This is a genomic window from Haloferax sp. ATCC BAA-644 (assembly GCF_000336975.1).
In the GTDB taxonomy this organism is placed as follows: domain Archaea; phylum Halobacteriota; class Halobacteria; order Halobacteriales; family Haloferacaceae; genus Haloferax; species Haloferax volcanii.
This window is the reverse complement of the sequence record NZ_AOLF01000032.1, coordinates 1-14097: the sequence shown is the minus strand read 5'-3', so window position 1 is coordinate 14097 and position 14097 is coordinate 1. Positions and strand designations below refer to the sequence as shown.

Sequence of the window (14097 nt, the reverse complement as noted above, 5' to 3'; positions counted from 1 at the left end):
TCGTCCGGCTATCGCCGCGCCAACACCGTCTCGCCCGCCCGCACCGACTCGCCTTTTTCGACGACCACGTCTTCGGAGCCGTATTCCGACGGCAACAGCACGTCCGCCCGCGAGCCGAAGTCGATGTGGCCGAGTTTCTGCCCGCGGGCGAGTTCGTCGCCGGGGGCGACGTACGAGTGAATCCGGCGGGCGAACGCGCCGGCGATGAGCGACACCCCGTGGTCGCCCTCGTCGGTGTCGAGTTCGATATCGACGCGCTCGTTGCGGTCGGAGTCCTTCGAGAACGCCGGTTTGTGCGCGCCGGGGCGGTGGGTGACGGTTCGGACCGAACCGGAGACGGGCGCGCGGTTGACGTGCACGTCGGTGACGTTCATGAACACGCCCACGCGGACGCGGCCGTCCTCGACGCGAATCACGGAGACGCGCCCGTCGGCGGGGGCGACGACGCCCGGTTCGTCGGGCGGCGAGCGCTCGGGGTCGCGGAAGAACCAGAGGACGAACGCGCCGACCGCGAGCAGCACGGCCCCGAGGGGCGGGAAGACGACCGCCGCGACTGCCGCGCCGAGGAACGCGGGGAGCGCGAACCGTTGGTAGCCGGGTGCGAACTGCATCTATGCCTCGCCGCGGACGTCCGCGCCCCAACTCGTGAGGAGGTGGGTGATGTGCAGTCGGTCGTCGATGCCCGTCGAGATGTCGAGGTCGACCTGCCCCGCGAGTTCGTGCAGACGGGCGAGTTCGCCGTCGGCGAAGCGCTCGGGCGTCGAGTCGGCGACGCGGAGGATGTCGCGGAGGAGCTCCTGCCCCTCGTAGCCCTCGTCGTCGAGGAGCGTCGTGAGGGTCTTGCGGGCGTCCTTGATGTCGCCCTCGCGGGCGTTGATGAGGAGCGTCTTCAGCTCGTCGTCGAAGCCCACGTCGCCGAGGGCGGCGTGGACCGTGGACATCGTAACCTCGTCGGCCTCGGTGGCCGTCCGCTGGGCCGAGAGGATGGCCTTGCGGACGTTCCCGTTGGAGGCGTCGGTGAGGAACTGGAGGCCGCCGTCGTCGTACTCGACGCCCTCGGCGTCGAGGATGTCGGCGAGGAGGGCTTCGAGGGTGTCGTCGTCGGGGGCGGGCATGGGAACCGGGAAACACCGCGACCGAATCGGCGGGATGAGCTTCGAGGGCTGGCGCGTGGTGATGACGAACTGCGTGGTCCGGTGGTGCTGTTCCATCACGCGGCGGAGCGCCTGCTGGAAGTCCTCGCGGATGGATTCGGCGTTGTCGAGGACGATGGTCTTGTACTCGCCTGACATCGGGGCGTAGCCGGCGGACTCCTTGAGCACGCGGTTTATCATGTCGCGTTTCGCCATGCGACTGCGACCGTCGAGGAACTGCTCGAACCGCGGGTCGGCGCGAATCTGCTTTTTCGTCCGGTTGAAGAAGTCCGCGACGTTGAGTTCGATGAGGTCGTTTTCGGGGTCCGAATGCGCCTCACGGGCCAGCGCGCGGACGGCGGCGGTCTTGCCGACGCCCGGCGGCCCCTGCACGACGAGGTTCATCGGTTCGTCCACGGCGCGTCGGAGGCGGTCGCGGACCTCCGGCTGTGGGAGGTCGTCGAGCCCCGGCGCGTGCGTCTCGGTCCACAGCGGCGCGTCCATTGGACTCCGGTAGCAGACGGTCGGGTAAGAATCGGTCGGTCCGGGGCGTCGGGCGGACTCGGCTTCTCGTGGGGCGAGCCCCGAGGCCGGGACGGATTCGACGCACGTTTAGTCCCGCCGGTATCATTCTGGAGCATGTCCATGCGCGCGACCTTCCTCGGGACCGGCGGGGCCGTCCCCACCACGGCGCGTGCGCCGAGCGCGTTCCTCGTGAACCGCGACGGCGAGCGCCTGTTGTTCGATTGCGGGGAGGGAACCCAACGCCAGATGATGCGCTACGGGACCGGGTTCGGCGTCAGCCACCTGTTCGTCACCCACCTCCACGGCGACCACATCCTCGGCATCCCCGGGCTGATTCAGACGCTCGACTTCAACGACCGCGACGCCTCGCTGGCCATCCACGGCCCGCCGGGGAGCAAACGCCACCTCGAAACACTCGTCCACGCCGGCGGCTATCAGCCCGGTTTCCACGTCTCCGTCCACGAGGTCCGCCCCGGCAACGTCGCCTACCGCGCCGACGACTACGAGGTCCGCGCGTTCGACACCGAACACCGGACCGCCTCGGTCGGCTACGCACTCGTCGAAGACGACCGCCCCGGGCGGTTCGACCGCGAGAAGGCCGAGGAACTCGGCGTTCCCGTCGGCCCGGCGTTCGGCCGCCTCCACGCCGGCGAGGACGTGGAACTCGAAGACGGAACCGTCGTGCGCTCCGAGCAGGTGGTCGGTGACCCCCGGCCCGGGCGAACCGTGGTCTACACCGGCGACACCCGGCCGCTCGACTCGACCGTCGAGGTCGCCCGCGACGCCGACCTGCTCGTCCACGACGCGACGTTCACCGACGAGGAGGCCGAGCGGGCGAAACAGACCGCGCACTCGACCGCCCGCGAGGCCGCCCGAATCGCCCGCGACGCCGACGTGCGGCGGTTCGCGCTGACGCACGTCTCCGCCCGGTACGCCGCCGACCCGAGCCCGCTTCTCGAACAGGCCCGCGAGGTGTACGACGGCGAGGCGTTCGTCGCCGAGGACGGCCAGAAACTGGAGGTCCCGTACGCCGACAGCGACGGCGGCGGGGCCGAGACCGGGGAGTAGTCCGGGGGCGCGGTACGCTTTTCTCCCGGCCGGGCGCATCCGTCGATGTGCCGCAGAACGCCTTCCACACCGTCGACGTGTTCGCCACGGCGAAGTACGCCGGGAACCAACTGGCTGTCTTCGAGGACGGGGACGCGCTCAGTTCCGACCAGATGGCCGCGCTCGCCAACGAGATGAACTACTCGGAGACGACGTTCATCGAGGGCGGGTCGCCCGACGACGGCTACGACGTTCGCATCTTCACGCCGGACGGGGAGATTCCGTTCGCCGGACACCCGACGCTCGGGACGGCCGCCGTCCTCCGCGACCACTTCGGCGCGGGCGACGAGGTGACGCTGAACCTCGGCGTCGGTCCGATTTCGGTCGAGGTCCGGACCGACGGCAGCGACAGCGAGCAGTACTGGATGACGCAGAACGCGCCGAGGTTCGGCGCGGAACTCGACCGCGAGACGCTCGCGGAGGTGCTGTCGCTCGACGCGAACGACTTCGACGCCGACTGGCCGATACAGGTCGTCTCGACCGGCCTCCCGGCGGTGATGGTGCCGCTCCGCGACCGCGACGCGCTCGCCCGGAGCGAGGTGTTTACCCCGGCGTACCGGTCGTTCTTCGACGACGTGGGCGTCGAGAACCTCTTTCTGTTCTGTCCGGACCCCCGCGACGACGCGAACGACTTCGCGGCGCGGATGTACGCGCCCGGCCACGGCGTCGCCGAGGACCCCGCGACCGGGAGCGCGAACGGCTGTTTCGCGGGCTATCTCGCCCGCCGTCGCTACTTCGGAGACGACGAAATCGAGGTCACGGTCGAGCAGGGCTACGAGATGGGCCGGCCGTCGCACCTCCACCTCGAAGCCGAGGACCGCGGCGACGAGGTGGCGGTCCGCGTCGGCGGGCGCGTCGAGTTCGTCTCGACGGGCAGGCTCATCTGAGCGGCCGCTGAACGGGCAATCGAGCCGAAAGACGGGGTCGGGTCAGTCGCGGTGGGCGTCGCAGACCGGGTTCTCGCCGTCGTCGAGGAGGACGACGGGAACCCCGAGGACGGCCCACTCGCGGACGTAGCGCCGGCGCGTCGTCGCGGGCGACCCGCACTCGACGCAGACGATGTCCGCGGACTCGACGGCCGACTCGATGATTCTCGTCCGCGGGCCGACGGTCGTCCGTGGGTACGCCGGCCGTTTGGACAGAAGCGCCACGAGCGCCGCGGCGACCGCGAGGCCGGCGACCGGCAGGACGAACCGGCCGACGCCGGAGCGCGCGAGGACGCCGACGATGACGAGCAACGCGACCGCGACGGCCAGTTCACGGAGGAGACGCATCGACGGCGTCAGGTGCTCGTCTCGTTTTCGGAGCCGGACGAAGATGACGAACTGGACGACGCGGAGCGAGCGTCCGACGACGAGCCGGTGGACGACGAGGACGAATCCGACGACGACGACGAGCCGTCGTTATCGAGCGACCGGACGAACTGCGGGTAGCCGCCGTCACCGACCGGGATGTAGACGGTGTCCGTCTCGTCGAGCTTCTCGATGTACTTCTGGGCCAGCACCTCGTCGGACAGCGACTGGGCGATGATGCGGTTGGCGTCGGCCTGCCCCTGGGCCTCGATGCGCTTGCGCTCGGCCTCCAGCTCCTCGACGGCGAGTTCGTCCTGCTTCTGCTGGCGGCGCTGTTCGGTGATTTCCTTCTGCTCGACCGCTTGGGCGTACTCGGCTGGGAGTTCGACGTTGCGGACCTGCACCGCTTCGAGGATGAGGCCGTCGTCGGCGAACTCCTCGGCGAGTTCCCGCTCGGCAGCGGCCTTCAACTGGGTCTGGCCCTCGCCGGTGTAGATGACGGTGACGGGGAGCCGACCGGCCTCGGTCCGGAGCACCGACCGAATCGACGGGCGAATCAGGCGCTCTTCGGCGGTGCCGAGCGTCCGGTAGTTGCGGTAGAACTCGACGGCCTGTCCGGCGTCGATGCGGTAGCGGACGGTCACGTCGATATCCGTCCGGAGACCGTCTTCGGTCAGGACGGTGATGGCGTCGTCGCCCCGTTTGTCACCTTCGCTCGTCGACGACGACATCGTGTACGACTGCGGTCGCACCGACAGCGACGAGGTCGACTGCGAGACGGGGTTGACGAAGTGCGCGCCGGGTTCGAAGACGGTGCCGGTGGTCGCGCCCCACTTCTTGACCACCTTGACGTTCCCCTCCTCGACGGGTTCCCACGCGAGGAGCCCGGCGATGGGGGCGGCGATAAGGAGGAGGGCGACGACACCGATGAGGGCGATGCGCGTCAGCGACCGGGAGGTCACCGACGGCGGGTCGGGGATGTCAGAACTCATCACTCTGTTTTCAAATAGCCGAGACTTGTTTGTTTCGTGTCAAACGTAGGTCGCGGCGGCGACTGTCCCCGGTGGTAGCGGCGTCAGTGGCCGAGTCGCGCAACCGCGACACCCGGCCGCGTCGGCACCCGCGACCGGCGTGGAGTATATATCCGGCGCGGCCCTAGTCGCCGTCGTGAACGACCGGACGAGTGCGCTCGACTCGGTCGTCTTCGGCGTCGACATCCAGAGCGGCGATATCCGCGGCGACTCGCCGTCGTACGCGCTGGTCGTGTTGGACACCCGAGACACCGAGTCAGACGAGGTCCGAATCGAACGAGACGTGGTCTCCTTCCGAAAGTTACGCCGCCTCATCGAGCGCGACGAACCGCGCGTCGTCGCCACGGACAACATGTACGAGTTGGCGACCGACAAGGACGATTTAGTCCGCTTCCTTCGGTGGCTTCCCCACGGGACGAAGTTGGTGCAAGTGACCGGCGCGGAGCGACCGGAACCCCTGTCGCGGGTCGCCTCGCGCCACGGCGTCCCCTACGGCAAAGACCCGATGAAGGAGGCCGAGGCCGCGGCGCGCCTCGCCCTCGGTAACGTCGGCTACGAGGTCGCCGCCTTCGAGAACACGACGACGGTGAAGGTCTCTCGCGGCCGCTCGACCGGCAAGGGCGGGTGGAGTCAGGACCGCTACACGCGCCGCATCCACGGGTCGGTCAAACAGCAGTCCCGCGAGGTCGAGTCCGCGCTGAAGGAGGCCAACCTCGACTACGAACGGGACGTGACCGAGAAGTACGGCGGCTACTCGCAGGCGCTTTTCACCGTCGAGGCGCGGCCCGAGGACATCCCCGTGTCCACCCACCGCTCGGGCGACACCCGCGTCGAAATCGAGCGCGAGCGACGCGACGGCATCGAGTTCGAACCGCTCGTGAAGCGCCGCGACCGCGTCATCGTCGGCATCGACCCCGGTACGACCACGGCCGTCGCCGTCGTCGGCCTCGACGGGCGCGTCCTCGACGTGCACTCGACGCGCACCGCCGACACCGCCGCCGTCATCGAGTGGCTCATCGAGCGCGGGCGGCCCAGCCTCGTCGCCGCCGACGTCCAGCCGATGCCCGAGACGGTCGAGAAGTTCCGCCGGAGCTTCGACGCCGCCGGCTGGGCCCCCGCCAGCGACATCCCCGTGGACGAAAAGCTCCACCGCACCCGCGACATCGACTACGAAAACGACCACGAGCGCGACGCCCTCGCCGCGGCGCTGTTCGCCTTCGACGACCACGAAGACCAGTTCGAGCGCATCTCCCGGAAGGTCCCCGCCGACGTGGACAGAGAGGAGGTCATCGCCCGCGTCCTCACCAGCGAGGAGTCGGTCGAGGCCGCCCTCCGCGAGATGGACGACGACGCCGACGACGGCGGCGACGACGTCGACGACGAATCCCACGAGGAGCCCGAACTCACGCCCGAAGAACGCGAGATTCGGGAGTTGCGGTCGCGGGTCGAGCGCCTCGAATCGCACGTCGAGGACCTGAAATCGACCATCGAGGAGAAAGACGAGACAATCGAGGAGTACAAAGAGGAACTGTCCGACGCCCGCCGCGAGGAGCGCCGCGAGGCCCGCGAGCGCCGAGAAGTCACCCGGCTCGAACGCGAGAACGGCCGGTTAGAGCGGACGGTCGAATCGCTCGAAGCCGACAAGGCGGAGCTCGCAGACAAGCTCGACCAGCTGAAGTCGCTGTGGAAGCTCGACCACTCGAACTTCGCGGACGTGAACACCGACGGCAGTTTGGTGCCGGTCAAAATCGTCGAGCAGTTCACCAACGGCGCGCTCGACCACACCGTCGAGGAGTACGGTATCGCCGCCGGCGACGTGGTCTACCTCCGCGACGCCAGCGGGGCGGGGCGGACGACCGCCGAGCGACTCGCCGAGTTCGACCCGCGGGTCGTCCTCCGGTCGGGCAACCTCTCGGAGGCCGCAGACGAGGTGCTGTTCGAGGCCGACGTGCCGGTCGCGCCCGCCGACGGCGTGACGATTCGGGAGATAGACGAACTCGCGGTGGCGAAGGAGTCCGAGGTCGAAGCCGCCATCGACGACTGGGAAGACCGGGCCGAGGAGCGACAGAAGGAACAGCGCGAGGAGATGGTGGACCAGATTATCTCCGAACACCGCGCCGAGAACCGGCGCGGATAGCGTCGGGAGTTCTCAGTCGGTCGCGTCGTGGCCGACGACGACGACCGCAACGAAGTACAGCGCCGCGCCGACGAGCGGGAGGAGGAAGGCGAGGACGGCCCAGAACGTCGCGTTTCGCCCCTTGAGCGTCGCGTCTTTGTGGACCCGGTACGGCAGGTAGACGTGAAACGCGAGGAAGTAGACGGCGAAGCCGAGGATGTACGGGAGGAGGTCGCCGCCGCGGACCGACGCCCACATGACCGCGAGCAGGCCGAAGACGACGAGGATGAGCGCGGCGAAGATGATGACGGGCGCACGCGTCGTGGTTCCTGAGTCGGACATCACCCGGAGTTGGGACCGGTGGATGTTGTCCGTTTCGCCCGCGAACGGCTTCCAGAAGTCATATCCCACATCACCGACACCGAACAGGTATGGACGCATACGACCTGATCACTCGGAACGCCTCCGAAGTGGTCACGGAGGACGAAGTGCGCGCGCTGGCCGACGACCCCGAGGGCAAGCGAGCGTACGTGGGCTACGAGCCCTCCGGCGTCCTCCACATCGGTCACATGCTCACCGCCAACAAGCTCATCGACCTCCAAGAGGCGGGCTTCGAGGTAGTCGTACTCCTCGCGGACGTACACGCCTACCTCAACGGCAAGGGCACCTTCGAGGAGATTCGCCAGACGGCCGAGCGGATGAAAGCGCAGTTCATCGCCTACGGCCTCGACGAGAGCCAGACGGAGTTCGTCCTCGGCTCGGAGTACCAGCTCGACGAGAGCTACGTCCTCGACCTGCACGCGCTCGAACTGGAGACGACGCTCTCGCGCGCCGAGCGCGCCATGGCCGAAATCAAAAGCGGCGACGGCGTCACCGTCGCGCAGGCGGTCTACCCCATCATGCAGGCGCTCGACATCGTCTACCTCGACGTGGACCTCGCCATCGGCGGGATGGAACAGCGCAAGGTCCACATGCTCGCCCGCGACACCCTGCCGAGCATCGGCGAGGAGTCGCCGACCTGCATGCACACGCCGCTCATCGCGGACCTCGGAACGGGCATCGGCAAGATGTCCTCCTCCGAGGGCGTCACCATCTCGATGGAGGACACCACCGAGGACATCGAGGACAAGGTCAACGGCGCGTTCTGCCCGCCGACGGCCGACCCCGAGCCGACCGACGAGGGCGAGGAGCGCGAGAACCCCGTCCTCCAGATTTTCGAGTACCACGTCTTCCCGCGCTTCCAGCGGGTCGTCGTCGAGCGCCCCGAGCAGTACGGCGGGAACCTCGACTACGACGACTACGAGACGCTGGAGGCCGACCTCGAATCCGGCGAACTCCACCCCGCCGACGCGAAGGGCGCGCTCGCGGACTACCTCGACGAACTCATCGAGCCGGGCCGCGCGAAGATAGCGGAGTAGTCGCCGCGCCTCGCCGGTAGGTCACCCTTCTTGACGATCCGCCGCTCGTCGCTCGCCGCCGCCCAAACCAATAGGGGCCCGCCGCACCGACGAGTCGGTATGCCCCGCCCTGCCGACGTTCTCGTTCATCGAAATCGCACTATCACGGACCGCAAGGAGCGCACGCTGACCGCGGACGTGTACTGCCCCGACTCGCCGGCGGCCGAGGTGGGCGGCCCGGCCGAGACGACCGAACCGGCCCGTCCGCTCGTCGTCTTCGTCTACGGCGGCGCGTGGGAGACCGGGTCGACCGGCCAGTTCGCCCGCTGGGCGCTCGACGCCGCCGACGAGGGGTTCGTCGCGGCCGAGGTGTCGTACCGACTCGGCCACGAAGCGCCGTTTCCCGCGCAAATCGAAGACGTGTGCGAGGGCATCGACTGGCTGACGGAGCGCGCCGACGAGTTCGGAATCGACACGGACGCCGTCGCCGTCGTCGGTCACTCCGCGGGGGCGCACCTCGCGTTACTGGCGGCGCTTTCGGACGGCGAGTTCGGTCGCCGGACCGACATCGACGCCGCGGTCGGCGTCTCCGGGGTCTACGACCTCCGAGCCGACGACCACGAGCGCGCCGGCGAGTCGCTGCCGCTGTTCGAGAACCGGCCGTCGGCCGCCGAGTTGCGCCGGTGTTCGCCGATTACCTACGTCGCTGACGGCACCGACGCCGATGCCGACGCGCCGCCGACGCTGTTGCTCCACGGGAGCGAGGACTCGGTCGTCGCACCGGACCAGAGCGCCCGGTTGGCGGACGCGCTCGAAGCGGCCGGAACACAGGTCGAGTACGACGCCGTCGACGCGGCCGACCACGTCTTCTTGCACTCGTCGTACCACTATCCCGCGGTGCGAAAACGGGTGTTCTCGTTCCTCCGCGAATCGCTGTGAGCCGAGGGCCGGAGTAAGGCCCGTCAGGCCATCCCGAACATCTTCATGACGCCCTCGGCGAGGCCGCCGGCGACGAGGCCGAGCCCGGCGACGACGAACGCGAGGCCCGCCGCGACGACGGGGGCCTGAGAGGCGACGATACCGATACCCACGAGCAGCGAGACGACGCCGGCAATGCCTTTCGTGCCGAGTTTGTCGAGCATACGAGACGGCGGGTCGGGACGGCCCTAAACGCGTCGTTCCGTCGGACGCTTCCTACCGGCCGAACGTCGGCGGATTTAACCATGCCCACGTCGAACGCTCGCGCATGAGCGACGACGAGAACGAGAGCCGCCGAGACCTTCGAATGCCGAACGACGACGAAGTGTTCGCCGTCGTGACGAACATGCTCGGGGCCAATCGTATTCGCGTCCGCTGTGCCGACGGCGTCGAGCGGACCGCTCGCATTCCCGGACGGATGCAGAAGCGTATCTGGATTCGAGAGGACGACGTGGTGCTCGTCGAGCCGTGGGACTGGCAGGACGAGAAAGCCGACGTGAGCTGGCGCTACGAGAAGTCCGAAGCCGACCAGCTCCGCCGCGAAGGCCACATCCAGTAACGCGCACGTCCGAGACGGCGCGCCGTTTGTTGTTTGTTCCCCGAAGACGCCGAACCCGGAGCCTGTGCCCTTTTCATCTCGCCTCTCGTAGCCCTAGTCCAATGACTGACGAGTTCGGCATGGTCGAACCCCAGGAGGGCGAGGCGTTCGGCGACGAGTGGGAGGAGATAGACGTCTCCGACGACGAGGCGGACCGCATCGCGCGCCGCAAGGACCGCGACTTCGACGAGTTCCGGATGCGGTTGAAAGACGCCGACCAGTTCAAAGTCGAGCAGTCGGTGTTCGACGACGCGACCTTCGCCGCCATCTACAAACTCGTCCAAGACGGGCACATCGACGCGTTCGGCGGGCCGATTTCGACGGGCAAGGAGGCCAACGTCTTCGAGGCGCTCGGCGGCGACGACGCGGACGTGGCGGTCAAGATATACCGCATCAACGCCTCCGACTTCCGGCACATGCGCGACTATCTCGAAGGCGACCCGCGCTTCGAGAACATCGGCCACGACAAGGGACAGGTCGTTCGCGCGTGGGTCAGAAAGGAGTTCGCCAACCTCGAACGCGCCCAGCGCGCCGGCGTCCGCGTGCCGAAACCCATCGCAGTCCAGCGGAACGTCCTCGTGATGGAGCTCGTCGGCGTCGTCGAGGACCGGGCGCGGCGGCTCTCGGAGGTGCGCGTCGAGAACCCGCAGACCGCCTACGAAGTGGTCCGCGAGTACATGCGCCGACTCCACCGCGCCGGCCTCGTCCACGGCGACCTCTCGGAGTACAACCTCATCATCCACGACGGCGAACTCGTCGTCATCGACCTCGGACAGGCCGTCACGGTCCACCACCCCAACGCCGAGGAGTTCCTCCGGCGGGACTGCCGCAACGTGGCCAACTTCTTCCGGCGGCAGGGGGCCGACGCCGACGGCGACTCGCTGTACGAGTTCGTCACGGCCGACGAGGGCGAAGACAGAGCGGAAGACGGAGTCGAGTGAGCCGCGCAGGGACACAGACCAGCCGCGAGACGGGTGTGCGACCGAGACACGCGGCGACCCGCCGAGCGAACGCTTAAACCACTCCGACGGGTATCGGGTGATATGCAGCACGTCAAGGTGCCGCAGGACCGTATCGGTGTTCTCATCGGCGAAGGTGGCTCGACGCTCCGAGAGATAGAGAGTCGCGCGGAAGTCCGACTCGACGTGGACTCGGAGAACGGCAGCGTCGCCATCGACAGCGTCGGCGACCCCGTGCTCGGCATGGTCGCCCCCGACGTGGTTCGAGCGGTCGGCCGCGGCTTCGCCCCGGAGGACGCGATGGCGCTCCTCGACGACGACATGATGATGTTCGAACTCATCGATATCGACCGGCACACCCGAAACAAAAACGACATGCGGCGACAGAAGGGCCGCCTCATCGGCGAGAACGGCCGCACCCGCGAGCTCATGGAGGAGCTGACGGGGGCCGACGTGGTCATCTACGGCTCGACGCTCGGCATCATCGGCCAGCCCGAGGAGGTCGAGGTCGTCCGCCGGGCCGTCGAGATGATTCTCGACGGTGCCCCCCACGGCGCGGTGTACTCCTTCCTCGAACGGAAGCACAACGAACTGACTCAGGGCTTCAACGTCCGACAGAACAACTGAGACGCCACCGCCGACGAGTCCACCCGACGCGACACGGCACTCGCCCGCATCGTCTTTTCACCGCACCCACTTCGGGACTGGCGAGACCGCCCGGCGAAAACCGCACATAAACCGCCGAAATCGACCGCCGTCGCCGGGTCTCGACCACCCCACCGTGTTGCGTTTTGGCATACCAATAACCGAAGCGTTTTTATAGAATCACAAACAATCAGGCGATGACTATGAGCCAGCGAATGCAGCAGGGTCAGCCCATGATCATTCTGGGCGAAGACTCCCAGCGCACATCCGGACAGGATGCGCAGTCGATGAACATCACGGCCGGGAAGGCCGTCGCAGAGGCCGTACGCACGACGCTCGGCCCCAAAGGGATGGACAAGATGCTCGTCGACTCCGGCGGGCAGGTCGTCGTCACGAACGACGGCGTCACTATCCTCAAGGAGATGGACATCGACCACCCCGCGGCCAACATGATCGTCGAAGTCTCCGAGACCCAAGAGGACGAGGTCGGAGACGGAACGACGACGGCCGTCATCAACGCCGGTGAACTCCTCGACCAGGCCGAGGACCTCCTCGACTCCGACGTTCACGCGACGACCATCGCGCAGGGCTACCGTCAGGCCGCCGAGAAGGCCAAGGAAGTCCTCGAAGACAACGCCATCGAAGTCACCGAGGACGACCGCGAGACCCTCCAGAAGATCGCCGCGACGGCGATGACCGGTAAGGGTGCGGAGTCCGCGAAGGACCTGCTCGCCGAACTCGTCGTCGACGCCGTGCTGGCCGTCAAGGACGAAGGCGGTATCGACACCGACAACGTCTCCATCGAGAAGGTCGTCGGCGGCACCATCGACAACTCCGAACTCGTCGAGGGCGTCATCGTCGACAAAGAGCGCGTCGACGAGAACATGCCCTACGCCGTCGAGGACGCGAACATCGCCATCCTCGACGACGCGCTGGAAGTCCGCGAGACCGAAATCGACGCGGAAGTCAACGTCACGGACCCCGACCAGCTTCAGCAGTTCCTCGACCAGGAAGAAAAGCAGCTGAAAGAGATGGTCGACCAGCTCGTCGAGGTCGGCGCCGACGCCGTCTTCGTCGGTGACGGCATCGACGACATGGCGCAGCACTACCTCGCCAAAGAGGGCATCCTCGCGGTCCGCCGCGCCAAGTCCTCCGACCTCAAGCGCCTCGCCCGCGCGACGGGCGGTCGCGTCGTCAGTAGCCTCGACGACATCGAGGCCGACGACCTCGGCTTCGCCGGCTCCGTCGGACAGAAGGACGTCGGCGGCGACGAGCGCATCTTCGTCGAGGACGTCGAGGACGCCAAGTCCGTCACGCTCATCCTCCGCGGCGGCACGGAACACGTCGTCGACGAGCTCGAGCGCGCCATCGAGGACTCCCTCGGCGTCGTCCGCACGACGCTCGAAGACGGCAAGGTCCTCCCCGGCGGCGGCGCTCCCGAGACGGAGCTCTCCCTGCAGCTCCGCGAGTTCGCTGACTCCGTCGGCGGCCGCGAGCAGCTCGCCGTCGAGGCGTTCGCCGAAGCGCTGGACATCATCCCGCGCACCCTCGCCGAGAACGCCGGTCTCGACCCCATCGACTCCCTCGTCGACCTGCGCTCGCGCCACGACGGCGGCGAGTTCGCAGCCGGCCTCGACGCCTACACGGGCGAGGTCATCGACATGGAAGAAGAGGGCGTCGTGGAGCCCCTCCGCGTCAAGACCCAGGCTATCGAGTCCGCGACCGAAGCCGCAGTCATGATTCTCCGCATCGACGACGTCATCGCGGCTGGCGACCTCTCCGGTGGCCAGACCGGCAGCGACGACGACGACGGCGGCGCGCCCGGCGGCATGGGCGGCGGCATGGGTGGCATGGGCGGTATGGGCGGCATGGGCGGCGCAATGTGAGCGCCCCAGTAGGCCACCACACACCCACACCCTGATTCGCATCGACTCGACTCGCTCGGCCAAATTCACGACGTTTTTTGCGGCTTTACACCCGTTAGCAGCTGCTTTGTCAACCCACGCGCCGGTTGGGATGCCGTTAATCGAGCGCCCGTGCCGCGCCGTCGGCTACCGCCCCGAGACGGCGGGCGTATCGACACTTGATTCGTGGCAGAAATTGACGAATTGCCATAAATTATCCGATGTGATTCGTGAAACGCCGGTAGTCCGCTCTATACTTATCTCCCGAGACAGCGAATCTCACATCGTATGTCCCCACCCGAGAGCCCGGCGACCAACGCCGACTCGGACGCGACCACGCCCGCGAATCGGCCGCCGTTTCTGGCCGTCGTCGCGCCCCGCATCTCCGAGGCGGCGGCGCTCGCGGGACCGC

Annotated in this window: 15 protein-coding genes; 9 read left to right on the top strand and 6 right to left on the bottom strand. The window is 67.8% G+C overall.

Annotation, left to right across the window (positions count from 1 at the left end; genetic code table 11):
- Positions 1–8 precede the first annotated feature (8 nt).
- Both C458_RS14245 and C458_RS14240 read right to left on the bottom strand, forming a co-directional pair.
- Complete coding sequence (locus C458_RS14245; protein ID WP_008576709.1) at positions 9–611, bottom strand: protein sorting system archaetidylserine decarboxylase; 603 nt, start codon at positions 609–611, stop codon at positions 9–11.
- Positions 612–1637: an AAA family ATPase gene (locus C458_RS14240; RefSeq protein WP_008576708.1), complete on the bottom strand. Its 1026-nt coding sequence runs from the start codon at positions 1635–1637 to the stop codon at positions 612–614.
- Positions 1638–1778: 141 nt separating this feature from the next.
- Between C458_RS14240 and rnz the strand changes: the two genes are divergently transcribed.
- Positions 1779–2726, top strand: a complete 948-nt coding sequence (rnz, locus tag C458_RS14235; RefSeq protein WP_008578549.1) for a ribonuclease Z — start codon at positions 1779–1781, stop codon at positions 2724–2726.
- A 47-nt stretch (positions 2727–2773) separates the two neighbouring features.
- The gene (locus C458_RS14230) at positions 2774–3652 is read left to right on the top strand and encodes a PhzF family phenazine biosynthesis protein (RefSeq protein WP_008576705.1); all 879 of its coding nucleotides are present in this window, start codon (positions 2774–2776) and stop codon (positions 3650–3652) included.
- A gap of 42 nt (positions 3653–3694) precedes the next feature.
- On the opposite strand, the gene C458_RS14225 is transcribed toward C458_RS14230, so the two are convergent.
- Both C458_RS14225 and C458_RS14220 read right to left on the bottom strand, forming a co-directional pair.
- Positions 3695–4039, bottom strand: coding sequence for a hypothetical protein (locus C458_RS14225; protein ID WP_008576703.1), 345 nt, complete (start codon positions 4037–4039; stop codon positions 3695–3697).
- Between the two features lie 8 nt (positions 4040–4047).
- Positions 4048–5049 (bottom strand): prohibitin family protein, encoded by a 1002-nt coding sequence (locus C458_RS14220; protein ID WP_008576694.1) that lies wholly within the window; start codon positions 5047–5049, stop codon positions 4048–4050.
- A gap of 175 nt (positions 5050–5224) precedes the next feature.
- On the opposite strand from C458_RS14220, the gene C458_RS14215 reads away from it, so the two are divergent.
- Positions 5225–7225 (top strand): DUF460 domain-containing protein, encoded by a 2001-nt coding sequence (locus tag C458_RS14215; protein WP_008576693.1) that lies wholly within the window; start codon positions 5225–5227, stop codon positions 7223–7225.
- A gap of 12 nt (positions 7226–7237) precedes the next feature.
- On the opposite strand, the gene C458_RS14210 is transcribed toward C458_RS14215, so the two are convergent.
- Complete coding sequence (locus tag C458_RS14210; protein WP_008576692.1) at positions 7238–7615, bottom strand: hypothetical protein; 378 nt, start codon at positions 7613–7615, stop codon at positions 7238–7240.
- Between the two features lie 20 nt (positions 7616–7635).
- On the opposite strand from C458_RS14210, the gene C458_RS14205 reads away from it, so the two are divergent.
- Together C458_RS14205 and C458_RS14200 are read left to right on the top strand one after the other, a co-directional pair.
- Positions 7636–8622: a tyrosine--tRNA ligase gene (locus tag C458_RS14205; RefSeq protein WP_008576691.1), complete on the top strand. Its 987-nt coding sequence runs from the start codon at positions 7636–7638 to the stop codon at positions 8620–8622.
- A gap of 99 nt (positions 8623–8721) precedes the next feature.
- A complete protein-coding gene (locus C458_RS14200; RefSeq protein WP_008576689.1) occupies positions 8722–9540 on the top strand; it encodes an alpha/beta hydrolase in 819 nt (272 codons plus the stop codon).
- A gap of 23 nt (positions 9541–9563) precedes the next feature.
- Here the strand turns inward: C458_RS14200 and C458_RS14195 are convergent, their stop codons facing one another.
- Complete coding sequence (locus tag C458_RS14195) at positions 9564–9743, bottom strand: hypothetical protein (protein WP_004065675.1); 180 nt, start codon at positions 9741–9743, stop codon at positions 9564–9566.
- A gap of 104 nt (positions 9744–9847) precedes the next feature.
- On the opposite strand from C458_RS14195, the gene eif1A reads away from it, so the two are divergent.
- The 4 genes from eif1A to thsA all read left to right on the top strand — a co-directional run bounded on the left by eif1A (position 9848) and on the right by thsA (position 13667).
- On the top strand, positions 9848–10138 hold the full coding sequence (gene eif1A / locus C458_RS14190; protein WP_004045248.1) for a translation initiation factor eIF-1A: 291 nt from the start codon (positions 9848–9850) through the stop codon (positions 10136–10138).
- A gap of 101 nt (positions 10139–10239) precedes the next feature.
- Positions 10240–11118 (top strand): serine/threonine-protein kinase Rio1, encoded by an 879-nt coding sequence (rio1, locus tag C458_RS14185; protein WP_008576687.1) that lies wholly within the window; start codon positions 10240–10242, stop codon positions 11116–11118.
- A gap of 102 nt (positions 11119–11220) precedes the next feature.
- Entirely contained in the window at positions 11221–11763 is a 543-nt protein-coding gene (locus C458_RS14180; RefSeq protein ID WP_004065679.1) for a KH domain-containing protein, read from the top strand.
- A 251-nt stretch (positions 11764–12014) separates the two neighbouring features.
- Positions 12015–13667, top strand: coding sequence for a thermosome subunit alpha (thsA, locus tag C458_RS14175; protein ID WP_004065681.1), 1653 nt, complete (start codon positions 12015–12017; stop codon positions 13665–13667).
- The last annotated feature ends 430 nt before the right edge of the window (positions 13668–14097 follow it).

Excerpts from the sequence above, each read along its gene's own strand:
- C458_RS14225 (WP_008576703.1), bottom strand. The coding sequence starts at position 4,039 with ATGCGTCTCCTCCGTGAACTGGCCGTCGCGGTCGCGTTGCTCGTCATC.
- rio1 (WP_008576687.1), top strand. The coding sequence starts at position 10,240 with ATGACTGACGAGTTCGGCATGGTCGAACCCCAGGAGGGCGAGGCGTTC.
- rnz (WP_008578549.1), top strand. The coding sequence starts at position 1,779 with ATGCGCGCGACCTTCCTCGGGACCGGCGGGGCCGTCCCCACCACGGCG.
- eif1A (WP_004045248.1), top strand. The coding sequence starts at position 9,848 with ATGAGCGACGACGAGAACGAGAGCCGCCGAGACCTTCGAATGCCGAAC.
- C458_RS14205 (WP_008576691.1), top strand. The coding sequence starts at position 7,636 with ATGGACGCATACGACCTGATCACTCGGAACGCCTCCGAAGTGGTCACG.
- C458_RS14245 (WP_008576709.1), bottom strand. The coding sequence starts at position 611 with ATGCAGTTCGCACCCGGCTACCAACGGTTCGCGCTCCCCGCGTTCCTC.
- C458_RS14200 (WP_008576689.1), top strand. The coding sequence starts at position 8,722 with ATGCCCCGCCCTGCCGACGTTCTCGTTCATCGAAATCGCACTATCACG.
- C458_RS14180 (WP_004065679.1), top strand. The coding sequence starts at position 11,221 with ATGCAGCACGTCAAGGTGCCGCAGGACCGTATCGGTGTTCTCATCGGC.
- C458_RS14195 (WP_004065675.1), bottom strand. The coding sequence starts at position 9,743 with ATGCTCGACAAACTCGGCACGAAAGGCATTGCCGGCGTCGTCTCGCTG.
- C458_RS14240 (WP_008576708.1), bottom strand. The coding sequence starts at position 1,637 with ATGGACGCGCCGCTGTGGACCGAGACGCACGCGCCGGGGCTCGACGAC.
- C458_RS14220 (WP_008576694.1), bottom strand. The coding sequence starts at position 5,049 with ATGAGTTCTGACATCCCCGACCCGCCGTCGGTGACCTCCCGGTCGCTG.
- thsA (WP_004065681.1), top strand. The coding sequence starts at position 12,015 with ATGATCATTCTGGGCGAAGACTCCCAGCGCACATCCGGACAGGATGCG.